The sequence below is a fragment of the Streptomyces sp. NPDC050263 genome, from assembly GCF_040655955.1.
In the GTDB taxonomy this organism is placed as follows: domain Bacteria; phylum Actinomycetota; class Actinomycetes; order Streptomycetales; family Streptomycetaceae; genus Streptomyces.
In genome coordinates this window covers 1-16417 of sequence record NZ_JBFAKW010000056.1, presented here as the reverse complement: position 1 = coordinate 16417, position 16417 = coordinate 1, and the positions used below count along the sequence as shown (strand labels likewise).

At 73.0% G+C, this 16417-nt stretch carries 8 protein-coding genes; all 8 read left to right on the top strand.

Features of this window, described 5'->3' with window-relative positions; all coding sequences use genetic code 11:
* Positions 1-52: 52 nt before the first annotated feature.
* Positions 53-1759: a glycerol-3-phosphate dehydrogenase/oxidase gene (locus tag AB0J04_RS24335; protein ID WP_363170654.1), complete on the top strand. Its 1707-nt coding sequence runs from the start codon at positions 53-55 to the stop codon at positions 1757-1759.
* A 373-nt stretch (positions 1760-2132) separates the two neighbouring features.
* Positions 2133-4346: a serine/threonine-protein kinase gene (locus AB0J04_RS24330; protein WP_363170653.1), complete on the top strand. Its 2214-nt coding sequence runs from the start codon at positions 2133-2135 to the stop codon at positions 4344-4346.
* A 199-nt stretch (positions 4347-4545) separates the two neighbouring features.
* On the top strand, positions 4546-7062 hold the full coding sequence (locus tag AB0J04_RS24325; protein ID WP_363170652.1) for a protein kinase: 2517 nt from the start codon (positions 4546-4548) through the stop codon (positions 7060-7062).
* Between the two features lie 159 nt (positions 7063-7221).
* Positions 7222-8979, top strand: a complete 1758-nt coding sequence (locus tag AB0J04_RS24320; protein ID WP_363170651.1) for a serine/threonine-protein kinase — start codon at positions 7222-7224, stop codon at positions 8977-8979.
* Between the two features lie 83 nt (positions 8980-9062).
* Positions 9063-10730, top strand: coding sequence for a serine/threonine-protein kinase (locus AB0J04_RS24315; protein WP_363170650.1), 1668 nt, complete (start codon positions 9063-9065; stop codon positions 10728-10730).
* Between the two features lie 57 nt (positions 10731-10787).
* Complete coding sequence (locus AB0J04_RS24310) at positions 10788-12425, top strand: serine/threonine-protein kinase (RefSeq protein WP_363170649.1); 1638 nt, start codon at positions 10788-10790, stop codon at positions 12423-12425.
* Between the two features lie 471 nt (positions 12426-12896).
* Positions 12897-14585, top strand: a complete 1689-nt coding sequence (locus tag AB0J04_RS24305) for a serine/threonine-protein kinase (RefSeq protein ID WP_363170648.1) — start codon at positions 12897-12899, stop codon at positions 14583-14585.
* A gap of 137 nt (positions 14586-14722) precedes the next feature.
* Positions 14723-16372 carry a succinic semialdehyde dehydrogenase gene (locus AB0J04_RS24300; RefSeq protein ID WP_363170647.1) on the top strand — a complete coding sequence of 550 codons (1650 nt, stop codon included), beginning with the start codon at positions 14723-14725 and terminating at the stop codon, positions 16370-16372.
* The last annotated feature ends 45 nt before the right edge of the window (positions 16373-16417 follow it).

Here is a 16417-nt window from a genome sequence, read left to right as displayed (position 1 = left end):
TCGGGCGACGCGGTCAGAATCTGGGCAGGGGCGACCGACAGCGGGAGGCACCGTGAGGACAGCGACACTGGGACCGGCGCAGCGGGCCGAGTCACTGGCGGCCATGGCCGAGCGCGAACTGGACGTGCTGGTGGTGGGAAGCGGCGTGGTCGGAGCGGGCGTCGCCCTGGACGCTGTGACACGCGGCCTGTCCACCGGTCTGGTCGAGGCGCGGGACTGGGCGTCGGGCACGTCCAGCAGGTCCAGCAAGCTGATCCACGGCGGCCTGCGCTACCTGGAGATGCTCGACTTCGCCCTGGTGCGCGAAGCGCTGAAGGAACGCGGGCTGCTGCTCGAACGGCTCGCTCCGCATCTCGTGAAGCCGGTGCCGATCCTCTATCCGTTCGAACACAAGGTCTGGGAGCGGATGTACGCCGGGTTGGGCGTCGCGCTCTACGACGTGATGTCCATGGCCCGCGGGCACGGCCGCGGCCTGCCGGCCCACCGCCATCTGACCCGCCGTCAAGCCCTGCGCGTCGCCCCCGCCTTGAAGAAGGACGCGCTGGTCGGCGCGTTGCAGTACTACGACGCGCAGATGGACGACGCCCGCTTCGTCGCCACGTTGGTGCGCACGGCCGTGTCCTACGGGGCGAAGGCGGCCAACCGCGCGCGGGTGACGGGGTTCCTGCGCGAGGGCGAACGCGTCGTGGGCGCGCGCGTGCAGGACGTCGAGGGGGGCGGGGAGTACGAGATCCGGGCCCGGCAGATCGTCAACGCCACGGGCGTGTGGACCGACGACACCCAGGCGATGGTGGGGGAGCGGGGACAGTTCCACGTCCGGGCGTCCAAGGGCATCCACCTCGTCGTGCCCAGGGACCGGATCAGCTCCTCCAGCGGACTCATCCTGCGCACCGAGAAGTCCGTGCTGTTCGTCATCCCCTGGGGCCGGCACTGGATCATCGGCACGACCGACACCGACTGGGACCTCGACAAGGCCCACCCGGCCGCGTCCAGCGCCGACATCGACTACCTGCTGGAGCGGGTGAACTCGGTGCTCGCGGTGCCGCTGAGCAGGGACGACGTCGAGGGTGTGTACGCGGGACTGCGGCCCCTGCTGGCCGGTGAGTCCGAGGCCACCAGCAAGCTGTCGCGCGAGCACACCGTCGCGCATCCGGCGCCGGGGCTGGTCGTCGTGGCGGGCGGCAAGTACACGACGTACCGGGTGATGGCCAAGGACGCGGTCGACGAGGCCGTGCGCGGGCTCGACCAGCGGGTCGCCGACTGCGTCACGGAGGACGTGCCGCTGCTGGGCGCGGAGGGCTATCGGGCGCTGTGGAACGCGCGGGCGCGGATCGCCGCGCGGACGGGCCTGCACGTGGTGCGGGTCGAGCATCTGCTGAACCGCTTCGGGGCGATGGCGGAGGAGGTGCTGGACCTGATCACCGCGGACCCGTCGCTGGGCGAGCCGCTCCACGCCGCCGACGACTATCTGCGCGCCGAGATCGTCTACGCCGCCTCCCACGAGGGGGCCCGGCACCTGGACGACGTGCTGACGCGCCGCACGCGCATCTCCATCGAGACGTTCGACCGCGGCACGCGCAGCGCCCGCGAGGCCGCCGAACTGATGGCTCCGGTCCTCGGCTGGGACAAGGGCCACATCGAGCGCGAGGTCGAGCACTACGAGAAGCGGGTGGAGGCCGAGCGCGAGTCGCAGCGCCAGCCCGACGACCTGACGGCGGACGCGGCCCGGCTGGGAGCGCCGGACATCGTGCCGCTGTAGGCAGCCGGGCGAATGGGTCCGGGCGAGTGGCACCGCGAGAGAGTGGCACCGCGAGAGAGTGGCACCGCGAGAGAGTGGCACCGCGAGAGTGGCCGGCTCGGCTTCACTCGAACGGGTGTGGTGAATCGGGATCTCTGTTCGGAACCGGCTCGTTGTACGGATTGCGAGGGCAGAACTCGGACAGGTCCGGGGCGGTGAGCGGGCCGAGGGGCGCTCCCGCGCGCACTCTGGCCTGAGCGTGCTGCACCTTCTGGCCGGAATGCTCCACTCCTGGGGTGCGGTCGGGATGCGCTGAGAGGCACCCTGGGCGTTGGGCACTTGTCGGGTGAGGGACAATGGAGGCTCTGTCAGGGCGGGTTGCATGAGGGGACGCATGTCGGAGGCGGAGCGGGCGGGAGCATCCCGTCAGGACAAGAGCGCACGTCTCCTCGCCGGGCGGTACCGGCTGGGAGACGTACTCGGCCGCGGCGGCATGGGGACGGTGTGGCGCGCGGAGGACGAGACCCTCGGGCGCACGGTCGCCGTCAAGGAGCTGCGGTTCCCGGGGAACATCGACGAGGACGAGAAGCGTCGGCTGATCACACGGACGTTGCGCGAGGCCAAGGCCATCGCGCGGATCCGCAACAACAGCGCGGTGACGGTCTTCGACGTGGTCGAGGAGGACGACCGGCCGTGGATCGTCATGGAGCTCGTCGAGGGCAAGTCCCTCGCCGAGGTCATCCGTGAGGACGGCGTGCTGGAGCCGAAGCGCGCCGCGGAGGTCGGGCTGGCGATCCTCGACGTGCTGCGGTCGGCACACCGAGAGGGCATCCTGCACCGCGACGTGAAGCCGTCGAACGTGCTGATCTCCGAAGAAGGCCGGGTCGTGCTCACCGACTTCGGCATCGCCCAGGTCGAGGGCGACCCGTCCATCACCTCCACCGGCATGCTCGTCGGCGCGCCCTCCTACATCTCCCCGGAGCGGGCCCGCGGTCACAAGCCCGGGCCTGCGGCCGACCTTTGGTCGCTCGGCGGTCTGCTGTACGCGTCGGTCGAGGGCTCGCCGCCCTACGACAAGGGCTCGGCGATCGCCACGCTCACCGCGGTGATGACCGAGCAGTTGGAGGAGCCGAAGAACGCGGGGCCGCTGAAGGACGTCATCTACGGCCTGCTCACCAAGGATCCGATGCGGCGGCTCGACGACGCCGGTGCGCGGGCCATGCTCGACGCGGTGCTGCACGCACCCGATCCGAGCCACGCCGAACCGGCGGACGCCACGAAGCTGGTGCCGCTGCCGCCACAGCCGGACGGTCGCGAGGGCAAGGGGAGTTCGGCGGGCGCGGATGCGGGCGAGAAGCTGCGCGGCGCGTTCCGGTCGGTGCGCAAGGCCGCTGTCGCGGCGGGGGCGGCGACCTCGGCGGCCGCCTCCCGCGCCAAGTCGGCGAGCGGGACGGGCGCTTCCGGTGCGGTGAGCACGGGTACGGCACGGAAGGACGAGGCGGAGAAGGGCGGTGCGGCTCGGGGGACCGGGGCGACCGCTTCCGCCGCCGCGCCGACCGCTGCCCCGTCGGCGGCAGCCGCGCCCGCCGCGCCTGCGGTGTCGGCCTCCGCCTCCAAGACCACGGCGACTTCGGCGTCTTCAGCGGCCGCGGCCGCGGCTTCCGGTTCGGCTTCGGTGAGCGGTTCGGCGTCGGCGTCCCCCTCCGTTCCGGCGTCCCCTTCCGTTCCGGCGGCCCGGTCCGGGTCCGGATCCGGTTCGGGCGCCGGTTCCGGGGCCGCTTCCGGCGCCGGTGGGCGGAGTTCGGGGTGGCCCGTGATGACGCCGCCGGACCTGCCGCCGCGGCATGTGCCGAGGGCGCCGCTGACCGACGTGGTGCCCAAGCGGACGCTGGTGATCATCGCCGTCGTGGTGGTGCTCGCGGTGCTCGGCACCGTGCTGGCCCTCACGCTCGGCGGTGGCGACGACAGCGCGAGCGGCTCGCCGAGCGGCGGGGCCTCCCGGCCGGTGGCCGGTGGGAGCGCGAGCGCCAGCGCCGAGACCAAGGAGGACGAGGCCGACGGGACCCGTTCGGACGGGTCGCAGTCGCAGTCCACCGGGGCCGGGTCCGGCTCCTCGCCGAGCAACACGGCTGCGGCCGGGGGCGCCGGGTCCGGTGTCACCGCCCCCGCGGGGACCAAGGTGGCGACGACGTACAAGGGCGGGCAGGGCTACTCGATCGGGCTGCCCACGGGGTGGAAGTACCAGACCTCGGACCGGGCGGGGGACCGTTTCACCGGTCCCGACGGACAGAGGCTGCTCGTCGCCTGGACGACCACGCCCAAGGACGACCCCGTCGCCGACTGGAACAACCAGGAGCGCTCGATGAAGCGCTCGCAGTACCAGAAGATCCGAATAGAGAAGGTGAACTACCGGGGCTGGAACACCGCCGACTGGGAGTTCACCTACACGGACGGCGGGACCGCTTACCACACCATCGACCGCGGATTCGTCGTGAACGACAGCCTCGGGTACGCGCTGATGTACACGGCGAAGTCCGCCGCGTGGGACACCGAGCTGCGGACGACCACCTGGACGACGCTGGCCGACACCTTCACGCCGAAGAAGTAGCGGCCAAGTCGGGCGTCGCGTGGCCGTGTTCGGGGCGTGAGATCTGGGGGTGAGATCTGGCATCCCCTCTTTGCGGGTTGCCTCCGGCACGTATCGTGAGTGGCTGCGGACCGTACGCATCCAGCTATCCGGCCGGATACGGCTGTAACGGCACGCAAGACGAACGGAATTGACCGACCGAGCGGCCGGGGGAGGCATCGTGGACGACTATGCGGGTCGGGTACTCGTCGACCGCTACCGCCTGCCGTTGCCGCCCTCCGACGAGTACGAACTCACCGAGAGCCGGGCCTTCGACACCTACAGCGGGCAGGAAGTCCTGGTCCGCCAGGTGCCGTTGCCGGAGGTCGTCGAGGCCGAGGTGCTCGACGCGGAAGGGCTGCCCGCGGGGTTCACGGCGCGTGAGCGCGGGGCACGGCCGCCGGGACCACGAGGCGCGGGCGCGGCCGCGGGGACGCGTCGGCCCGCCGATCCCGTCGTACGGCGTGCGATGGAGGCGGCGCAGGCCACGGCGAGCATTCCCGACCATCCGCGGCTCGACCAGGTCTTCGATGTGTTCGCCGAGGGCGGCTCGCTGTGGATAGTGAGTGAACTGGTCGCCGCCCGGCCGCTCGCGGCGCTGCTCGCCGAGAAGCCGCTGACGCCGTACCGGGCCGCCGAGGTCGCCTCCGACGTGCTGATGGCGCTGAGCGTGCTGCACGGGCATGGCTGGGTGCACCGGAACATCACCGCCCGCACGGTCCTCGTCTGCGACGACGGGCGGGTCATGCTGACCGGTCTGGCGGTCGGCGCGGCGGAAGAGGCGCTGTGCGGGTACGACCCGGTGCCGCCGCAGGAGGCGGCACGGGGCGCGGCGGAGAGTGAGCAGAGCCGGGGGAACGGCGGGCCCGGGCCCGCCGCGGCCCCGGTTCGACAAGGCGGCCAGGGGGCCCCGGGCGGCCCGGGTGCGCAGGGCGGCTCGCGTGGCCCGGTCGGACCGGCAGCCGGGCTGGACGCCGGGGCGGGCGATCCCGAGGCCGCGCGGCGGGCTGCCATAGAGGCGCGGGGGCCGGGTGCGTTTCCGGCGGCGGCGGGTGAGCCGTCCGGCGGGGGCGGGGCGTCCGGGGCGGTGGCCCGGAGAGCGGCGCCCTTGGAGACCGGCGGGGACATTCGCGCCGCGCGGGCCGGGGCGATCGCCGCGTACCGGGCCGGAGCGCGGGCCGCGGCCCGGGTGCAGGAGGCCCAGGAGGCCCAGCAGAACGGGCGCGCGGCCCTGCCCGGCACCCGTACCCCGGCCGACGGCGGCCCCGGCGCCATGGGCGGCAACCCCCCTGGCCAGATCGCCGACCCCTACGGCGTCACCCCTTACCGCGGCCAGGGCGCGCCCGCGCCCCTTCCCGCGTCCGCACCCCTTCCCGCAGCCGAGCCTGCGACCGCGGTGCCCGAGGCGGTCGTCCGGCGGGGGCCCGCCAGTGCGCTGGCCGCCGAGCGGGCGCGGCAGGCGCGGATGGCAGTCGTCGGACCGGTCACCGAGCGGTGGGCGCCCGAGCAGGCCGGACCGGTGCACGAGAACTGGCAGTTGGCCGCGCCGATCGGCCCCGCGACCGACCTGTGGGCGCTCGGCGCGCTGCTCTTCCGGGCCGTCCAGGGGCATGCGCCGTACCCGGAGGAGTCGACGGCCGAGCTGGTGCAGATGGTGTGCGCCGAGCCGCCCGCCTTCGCCGAGGAGTGCGGACCGCTCAGGCCGGTCGTGGAGTCGCTGCTGCGTCAGGACCCCACCGAGCGTCTCGACTTCGAGGAACTGCGGGGCTGGCTGCGCTCGCTGGTCCGCTCCGCGCCGGAGCCGGAGGCGGGCACGTACGTCGTCGCCGCGCCGCCGACCGATCCGCGGCGGCTGCCGATCGTCCGCCGCAAGGGCGAGCTGGTGCGCAGACGGCGTGCCGGGCTGCCCGCGACGCACGGCCGGCACAAGCGGTCCCGGCAGGAGCCGGGCGGTTCGCCCCGCAGTCTGGGCCGCACCCTGCTGGTGCTGATACTGCTGTTGATGGCCGCGGCGGTCGCCTACGCCGTGCTGTTCCTGCCCAAGGCCGGCGAGGACGGGGAGGCCGGCACGGACGGCTCCCAGCGGACCGGCGCCACCGGCACGGCGGCCGGTCAGCCGCCCGAGGCGAGCAGCGAGCCCCGGCCCGACCAGACCTCGCCGGGCACCGGCGCCTCCGCCTCGCCCTCCGGGGGATCGGGAGCGGAGGCCACCCAGACGCAGACGGGCGGATCCGGCGCGCAGGTCGCCGACGGATTCACCCTGCGCACGGACGACGTCGGCTTCCAGGTCGCCGTGGCCAACGGCTGGGACCGCACGCCGAAGAACGGGCGCGGCCAGGTCGTCTACTCGCACGGAGACTTCGAGTTGATCGTCGTGGCGGGGCGGGACAGCGCGTCCGCGAACGGCAGCGACCCGATGGTCTACCAGCGGGAGAAGGAGAGCGAACTCCAGCCGTACCGCGACTCCAGCTGGGCGACGGCCTCGGGACTGCGCACGACGACGGTGGGCACCCGCACCATGGCCGAGGGGCAGTTCACCTGGACCGACGCCGACGGACGGGCGCTGTACGTGCGCAACCTGGCGATCCTCATCGCCGGGCGGTACCACATCGTGCAGGTCAGAGGGCCGGAAGCCGAGCGGGACGAAGTGACGCGGCTGTACGACCAGGCGTCGGCTACCTACCAGTACACCGGCTGAGCGGGCCCCGAGAGCTTCCCGGGCCCCCTCCGGTTCCCTTGCGGCGCGGGAAGCGACAACCGTCACAGTGCTGTCTCCATGGCACCCCCGTGGTTCCCCGGACGAGGTCCGGTCTTTACGCTGAGCTTGTCAAGACCATTGCGGGGCAACGTGAATCAGATGCAGGGCCTGCTCCTCGCGGGCCGCTACCGGCTTGCCGATGCCATCGGTAGCGGGGGCATGGGCCGGGTGTGGCGCGCCCACGACGAGGTGCTGCACCGGGCCGTCGCGATCAAGGAACTGACCGCCGCGCTCTATGTCGCCGAGGGCGATCAGGCCATCCTGCTCGCGCGCACCCGCGCCGAGGCTCGCGCGGCCGCGCGGATCAACCACTCCGCCGTCGTCACCGTCCATGACGTGCTGGAACACGACGGCCGGCCGTGGATCGTGATGGAACTGGTCGAGGGCCGCTCGCTGGCCGACGCCGTAAAGGAGGACGGGCGGATCGAGCCCGCCGAGGCCGCCCGGATCGGTCTGTGGGTGCTGCGTGCGCTGCGCGCCGCGCACTCCGCCGGGGTGCTGCACCGTGACGTCAAGCCGGGCAACGTGCTCCTCTCCCATGACGGCCGCGTCCTCCTCACCGACTTCGGCATCGCCCAGATCGAGGGCGACAGCACGATCACGCGGACCGGCGAGGTCGTCGGCTCCGTCGACTATCTGGCCCCGGAGCGGGTGCGCGGCCAGGACCCCGGTCCGTCCTCCGATCTGTGGGCGCTGGGCGCGACGCTGTACACGGCGGTGGAGGGACGGTCGCCGTTCCGGCGCACCTCGCCGCTGACCACGCTGCAGGCCGTCGTCGAGGAGGAGGCCGCCGACCCGCAGTACGCCGGGCCGCTCGGCCCCGTCATCACCGCCCTGCTGCGCAAGGACCCGGCCACCCGTCCCGGCACCGCGGAGGCCGAGCAACTCCTCGCCGAAGCCGCCGAAGGACGGCGTCCCGGCGGGGCCCAGGCGTATGTGCCGACGCAGTTCGGCGGGCTCGACCGGGCCACCGGCGGTCACCCCACCGGCGGTCACGACTCCATGGGTCGTTCAACGGGCCATTCCGGGACCCACGCCACGGCTCATCCCACGGGTCACCCCACGGCCGGGACCGCGTACGTTCCCCTGCCGCCCGAGGCGTCGACGCCCGTGCCGGGGGACGCCGGGCACCCCATGACCAACCCGACCGCCGTGGGACCGACGCACATCGGCCCGGAGGCGGGCCCGTCCGGGCAGCCGCCCCGGCGGCGTCGGCGGCGCACGCTCGCGCTCGTGGTCGTCCTCGCCGCGCTGGTCGGCGGGGTCGCGGCGGTGTCGCTGCAGAAGTGGGACGAGGACCGGCAGCAGGAGTCCGGCGGGTCGACGTCGGCGTCCGCCTCGGCGAGCCCCACGCCGACCGGCACCCCCGTCGAACAGGGCTCCGACCCCGCCTCCTGGCAGGAGGTCAACGACCCGGTGGGCTTCGGGCTCGCCCTCCCCAAGGGGTGGGAGCGGCAGGTGTACCAGGACGACGGCGACCTCCAGCAGATCGACTACACGCCCGACGACGGCGAGCACTTCATCCGCATCGCGCTCGACAAGTCCCCCGACTTCAGCGACCCGTACGCCCATCAGATCGACCTCGAACTACAGCTCGAGCGGCTCGTCGACTACAAGCGGGTCACCCTGGAGAAGAACGTCTACCGCGACCGCGAGGGCTCCGAGTGGGAGTACACGTGGACCGCGCAGGCGAAGGACACGAAGTTCCCCGGACCGCGCCGCGCCATCGAGGAGACGTACGTCTCCCGGGACGGCACCGAGTACGCGATCTACATGTCCTCGCCCGCCGCGGACTGGGCCACGACGGCCGAGCAGTTCAAGTCAGTACTGCAGAGCTGGCGGGAACCGGCCTCCTAGGTTCCGACGACAGCGCGGCGGCGTCCAGCAGTTGGCCGGACGGAGCCCCGGAGGCGCGCCGTCCGGTGGGGCATGATGGGCTCATGGGGACCCAGGGGGGCGGGAACGACGTACGGGTCATCGCGGGCCGTTACCGGCTGGAGGCGAGGCTCGGGCGCGGGGGCATGGGAGTCGTGTGGCGGGCCACGGACCAGCTGCTGGGACGGCGTGTCGCCGTCAAGGAGCTGACCCAGGACGACACGCTCTCCGCCGACGAGGCGCGCGGCCGCCGCGACCGGACCCTGCGCGAGGCCCGTGCGGTCGCGCAGTTGAGCCACCCGCACATCATCGTCGTGCACGACGTCGTCGAGGACGGCGAACGCCCGTACATCGTCATGGAGTTGATCGACGGCGGCTCGCTCGCCGACCGGATCGCCGCGCAGGGCTCGATCGATCCGGCGGAGGCGGCCCGGATCGGCATCGCGCTGCTCGGCGCGCTGCGCGCCGCGCATACGGCCGGGGTCCTGCACCGGGACATCAAGCCCGCGAACGTCCTGCTGGAACGGGACAGCGGCCGGGTCGTCCTCACCGACTTCGGGATCGCGCAGGTCGCGGGCGCCACCACGCTCACCGAGACCGGTTCGTTCGTCGGCTCGCCCGAGTACACCGCGCCGGAGCGGATGTCCGGGGCGCGGACCGGCGCGGAGTCCGACCTGTGGTCGCTCGGCGCGCTGCTCTGCACGGCACTGAGCGGCGAATCCCCGTTCCGGCGCGACTCGTTGGGCGGCATCCTGCACGCCGTCGTCTTCGCCGAGATCCGTACGCCCCCGCAGGCCGCGCCGCTGCTGCCCGTCGTACGGGGGCTGTTGGAGCGCGATCCCGACCGGAGGCTGGGTGCGGCGGAGGCGGAGCGGCTGCTGCGCGCCTATCTGGACACCGGGCGTACGCCGGCGCCGGTGTCGTCCGGCTACACCCCGACCCAGGCAGACCTGCCCCAGCCCCGCTGGGAGCCTCCCGCCCGGGAGCGCTCCACGCAGGGCGTGCTGGTGGCCGCGCTGCTGGTCGCCGCGATGGCGGGGGCCGGCGTGTCGGCGGCGGCGCTGCTCCTGAACGGGGACGGCGACGGCGACGGCGACGGCAGGCATACGCCCGCGAGCTCGGCGCCGCCGACGGCCGGTCCGGCGTCGGGGGCCGCCCCGACGGGCGGGACAACGAGCCCGAGCACTACGGGGAGTTCCGGCCCGTCCCCTACGGCGACACCCACCTCGTCCCCCAGCACGTCCCCTACCTCGTCCCCCGGCCCGTCCCTGACGGCTACCCGTACGCCGTCCGTTCCCTCCGGCTATCGCGTGGCCGACGACCCGGCCGGGTTCGCGCTCGCCGTGCCGGACGGCTTCACGCGCGTGCCGCAGGGCGAGCGGGTCTTCTACATGTCGTCGGGGCAGGTCTTCCGGCTCGGCGTCAAGATCTCCGATCCGCCCGCGGACGGCCCGCTCGGCGTGATGCGGCGGGCCGCGGCCAAGGGCCCGGACACCAACCCGGGGTACCACGACGGCCGGGTCACCGAGACCACCCACGGCGGCCGCCCCGCCGCCCTCTGGCAGTTCACCTGGAACGGCTTCAGCGCGGCGGAGGGCCCCCGGCACACCTACGACCTGTGCTGGGAGGAGGGCGGGCGGCTGTACGACGTATGGGTGTCGGCGCCCGTCGCGAAGGCGGCGGAGGCGCGGGAGTACTTCGACGTCGCCGTCGACACGTTCGTAACCGGGTAGTCGCAACTCTCCACGACCAGTGGATACCGGCCTGCCTGGCGCGATAGGGATGGAGCCATGAATCAAGACGGGGGAATCGGCCAAGGGCCCGACGACACGACGAGTTTCGTTCTGCAACCGCCGAACCCATACGCGGCCGGTCCGTCCGTGGCGGTGCCCCCGCAGTCCCGGGAACAGCCGGGGGACCGACCGCAGGAGCCCGGCGTCGGGCGGCTCATCGCGGGCCGCTACCGGTTGCTGGCCAAGCTCGGGCACGGCGGCATGGGCACGGTCTGGCGCGCCAAGGACGAGACGGTGGACCGCGAGGTAGCCGTCAAGGAACCCCGGGTGCCGGACCATCTTCCCGAGCGCGAACGAGCCAACGCGTTCGAACGGATGCGCCGCGAGGCGCGGGCCGCTGCCCGGCTCGACCACCCTGCCGTGGTCAACGTGCACGACGTCGCGGTCGTCGACGGCCGCCCGTGGATCGTGATGGAGCTGGTCCGCGGACGCTCGCTCGGCGACGTCCTCCAGGAGGGCACGCTCAGCGCGCGCGAGGCGGCCCGGGTCGGCCTGGAACTGCTCGGCGCGCTGGAGGCCGCGCACGCGGCGGGCATCCTGCACCGGGACGTCAAGCCGGACAACGTGCTGCTCGGCCGGCACGAGCGGGTCGTTCTCACCGACTTCGGCATCGCCCAGATCGAGGGTGAGACGAACCTGACCGACACCGGCGGATTCGTCGGCTCGCCCGAGTACATCGCGCCCGAGCGGGTGCTGGGCCAGCGTCCGGGCCCGGCCTCCGACCTGTGGTCGCTGGGCGTGGTGCTCTACGCGGCGACCGAGGGCGTGTCGCCGTTCCGCCGCAGCAACACGCCGGCCACCCTGCAGTCCGTCCTCAACGCGGTGCCCGCGCCGCCCGCCGCCGCGCAGGGCCCGCTCGCCCAGGCCGTCAACGGGCTGCTGGACAAGGACCCGGCGCGCCGCCCGGCCGCCGCACAGGTGCGGGCCCTGCTGGAGGCCGCCGCGAACCCGCCCGAGCCGCAGCCCACGCAGGCCGGGTCGGTGTCGGCGCAGGGAGAAGTCCCGCGCGCCCGGCGCCGGTTCGGCCGCACGGCGTGGGTCGGGCTCGGGGCCGTCTTCGTCGCGGCGGCGGTGGCGGCGTATCTGGTGGTCGCCGATCCGTTCGCGGGGCCGCTGCCGGACGGCTGGAAGACGAAGCACGAGCAGGACGTCACCGCGACGCTGGCGGTGCCCGACAGCTATGTGCGCGGCGAGCCCGAGAAGGACGCCGCCGACGAACACTGGGTGAGCTACACCGACCCGAGCGGCGCGATCTCGGTCGTCCTGCTGGTGGACCGCAAGGCGGCGGACACCGGCCGCGACATCAAGGACTCCGCGGCCGCCGAGATGTACGCCGACAACGGGGATTTCAAGGAGTCCGGCAGTTACGAGTTGGACATGCCGAAGAACCCGAAGACCACGACGGACGACAACGCGACCTTCCACGGCAGGAAAGCCGCCGGGAACACGGTCGTCTACACCACCGACGACAGCCAGGCGCCGGCCCCGCGCGAACTCAGGATCCTCTACTACAAGTCCACCGGCGGCGACATGTACAAGCTCATGATCGGCTACCCGGGCAAGGGCGACTTCACCGCGCGCGGCCGAGAGGTGGCGAGCGCGGCGATCGCCAACCTGAAGATCGACAGGCTCTAGGCCCGTACTTCGCAGGTCACCCGATCGTGAAGATCAAGTGGTCGTGGCTGATCGCTCGCCGATCGGAACCGCTACGGCAATAGCGGTCCCGGACCGACCCAGTCGAGATCGGACGCTGAGAGGCCGCTGAGGCGAACCTTTTCGGCGACCTGCGAAGTACGGGTCTAGGGGGCTTCTGATGGATCTCCGTGGGAGAAGGAGCGGCGTTCGGTGCTCGCCCGGTGCGGCGAGAGTGCGTGCCGGGCGTCGCGACGCCGCGGAGATCCATCAGAAGCCCCCTAGCCGTATCGCCCTGCGACGGCAGTGGCGGTGCCCGCTGTGGTTCCGGCGGCCCGGTATCGCCCCGGTATCGCCCCGGTGTCGTTGCGAACTCCCTGTTGAAGGCGTGGGAGAGGGCGTACGGGCTGCTGGAGACAGGACGGTTCGCCCCGGCCCGGTGAGGGCGACGGCGATCGTGGTAGTCATGGGGACATGAGCAACGACGGGGACCCCGGAGGCGCCAAAAGCCGGATGGTGGACGGACGTTACCGGCTGCTCGAACGCCTCGGCTCCGGCGGCACGGGCACCGTCTGGCGGGCCCGGGACGAGCTCATGGGGCGCGATGTCGCCGTCAGACAGCCCCGGTTGTCCGGCGACCCCGAGGACGACTCCTACCGCCGGGCCGCCCACCGTCTGTACCGCGAGGCCCGCGCCGCCGCGCGCGTCGATCATCCCTCCGCCGTCTCCATCCACGACGTGGTGGTGGAGGAGGGGTCCGACGCCGACGGCGGACTCCCCTGGATCGTCATGGAGTTGATCCGCGGCGAGTCCCTGCACGAGGTGTTGCGGCGCGGCCCCCTCGACCCGGCCGAGGCCGCCCGCATCGGCCTCGACGTCCTGGGCGCCCTGCGCGCCGCGCACGCCGTCGGCATCGTCCACCGGGACGTGAAGCCCGCCAACGTGCTGCTCGGCCCCCATGGCCGCGTCGTCCTCACCGACTTCGGCATCGCGCACATCCAGGGCGAGGAATCCCTGGCCGTCAGCGGCGAGTTCGTCGGCTCGCTGGAGTTCATCGCCCCCGAGCGGATGTCCGGGCGCGGCGCGGGACCGGCGTCCGACCTGTGGTCCCTCGGCGTCCTGCTGTACGCGGCCGTCGAGGGCTGGTCCCCGTTCCGCCGGACGACCCTGGAGTCCACGCTCGCCGCGATCCTCGCCGCGGACCCGCCCGAGCCGAAACAGGCCGGCCCGCTCGGCTCTCTTCTCGTACGGCTCCTGCAACGCGACCCGGAAGGGCGCCCGGACCCGGCGGAGGCGGCCGCGGCGCTGGAGGCGGTGGCGGAAGGGGCCGAGGGGGCGAAGGAGGCCGAGGGGGCGAGGGAGATCGAGGGGGCGAAGGAGATCGAGAGGGCTGAGGCGGCCGAGCCCCGGGGCGTGCGGGTCCTTCGAGAGTTCGGCGACGACGTCGGGACGGTGCGAGTGGGCGGAGCGCCGCCCGCAGACCACCCCGAACCGGAGACCCGCCCCACCTCCGATACCCGCCCCACCTCCGACACCCGCCCCACCTCCGACACCCGCCCCACCTCCGACACCCGCACCCGCACCCGCATCCGTACGCGTCGCCCCTTCCGCCGCCGTCCCGTGGCCCTGACCCTGGCGCTGGTCGTCGGGCTGCTCGTCGGCGGCGTCTGGCTGGGGGCGTCCTGGTTCGAGGCAGGGGCGCAGCCGTCGCCGTGGGTCGTGCACCGTGAGGCCGGCATGGACGCGTCCCTCTCGCTCCCGAGCCGGTACGAGGAGTCCGCGCGCCGGGGCGGCGCGGCCGAGCAGCCCCGGCTGGTGGTCTACTCGGCGGGCTCCGTCGACGTCCGCCTCACCCTCTGGGACCGGGCGCCCGGCGCCCCGCTGGCCCGCGCGGCCGCGGCGCACAAGACCTGGGACGGCTACGCCCGGGACGCGCGCACCCAGACCACCCGCACCACCTTCCACGGCTACGAGGCCGCCCTCGCCGACACCGCCTACGACCTGGACGTCACCCCGACCCGTGTCATGCAACTGTTCGTCCTGACTGCCGACAGCCGCATGTACGAGCTGCGCGTCGACATGCCCAAGGGGACGCCGGACGAGCAACAGGGCTCTGCGGTGTTCAAGGAGGCGCGCGACCGCCTGGAGATCGCGGTCGGCTGAATCGCGCGGTCGGCGCCAGGCCCGAGGTCCTGATCAGCAGGTTTGTTGCCAGTGAACGCTGGCGTCGTGTGTGCGGTCGGTGAATCCCTATTACCGGCGGGTACCCAAAGTCTTGCTCACGTCATACCCTGCGCCTCATGACGGACTCGCAGGCCCCGGAAAAGACGCAGGAAACGACGTCGGAGACGACGCCGGCCAAGACGGGGACGAACCCCCTCGCCCCCACCCCGACCGGCGTCCGCACCGCCGCCGACGTGGTGACGCCGGAGCTGGTCGCCCAGCTCACCAAGGGTGTGACGGGCTCCGGCCGGACGGCCAACCACACGCCGTTCACCGGGGAGAAGCTCGCCGACCTGCCCGAGTCCACGCCCGAGGACGTGCTCAAGGCCTTCGAGGCGGCCCGCGCCGCCCAGGCGGTGTGGGAGAAGACGCCCGTCCGGGAGCGTGCCGCCGTCCTGCTCCGCTTCCACGATCTGGTGCTGGCCCGCCAGGCCGAGGTGCTCGACCTCATCCAGCTGGAGACCGGCAAGGCGCGCCTGCACGCCCACGAGGAGGTGCAGGCCGTCGCGGTCGCCGCCCGCCACTACGGCCGCAAGGCCCCCTCCTATCTGCGCCCCAAGCGGCACGCGGGTGCCATGCCGACCCTGACCAAGGTCACCGAACTGCGCCACGCGCGCGGTGTCGTGGGCCAGATCGCCCCCTGGAACTACCCGCTGGAGCTGTCGGTCGGCGACGCGCTCCCGGCGTTCGTCGCGGGCAACGCGGTCGTGATGAAGCCGGACACGGAGACCTGCCTGACCGCCCTGTGGGCCCGTGACCTGCTCGTCGAGGCGGGGCTGCCCGCCGACGTCTTCCAGGTCGTCCTCGGCGAGGGTCCGGTCGTCGGCCCGGAGGTCGTCCGGCACGCCGACTACGTCTCCTTCACCGGCTCCACCCGCACCGGTCGCGAGGTCGCCCAGGGGGCCGCCGCCCGACTCGTCGGCGTCTCCCTCGAACTCGGCGGCAAGAACGCCATGCTGGTCCTCGAGGACGCCGACATCGAGCGGGCGGCCGAGGGCGCGGTCCGCGCCTGTTTCTCCTCCGCCGGTCAACTGTGCATCTCCATCGAGCGGTTGTACGTCCACGAGTCGATCGCGGACGCCTTTGTCGAGCGCTTCGCCGCCCGCACCAAGGCCATGCGACTCGGCACCTCCCTGGCCTACGGCGCCGACATGGGCTCCCTGGTCGGCGAGCGCCAGCTGGAGACGGTGAGCCGGCATGTGGAGGAGGCCGTCGCCAAGGGCGCGAAGGTCGTCGCCGGCGGCGTCGCCCGCCCGGACGTCGGCCCGTACTTCTTCGAGCCCACCATCCTCGACGGCGTGACGGAGCCGATGTCCGTCTGCACCGAGGAGACCTTCGGCCCAGTCGTCTCGATCTACCGCTTCAAGACGGACGACGAGGCGGTCGAGCACGCCAACTCCACGCCGTACGGCCTGAACTCGTCGGTCTGGACGAAGGACGGCCGGCGCGGCCGGGACATCGCCGCCCGCCTGCGCACCGGCACCGTGAACGTCAACGAGGGCTACGCCCCGGCCTACGGCAGCGTCCAGTCCCCGATGGGCGGCATGAAGGACTCCGGCCTCGGCCGCCGCCACGGCTCCGAGGGCATCCTCAAGTACACGGAGGCCCAGACGGTCGCCCAGCAGCGCCTGCTGCCGATGGCCCCGTCCCTGGGGATGACGGACGAGAAGTACGCCCAGTTCATGAGCACGAGCCTGAGGGTCATGAAGGCACTCCGCCTGCGCTAGTGCCGCGGCAGGCAACGTTTGCCCGACGGGGCGAACGTTGCCTGC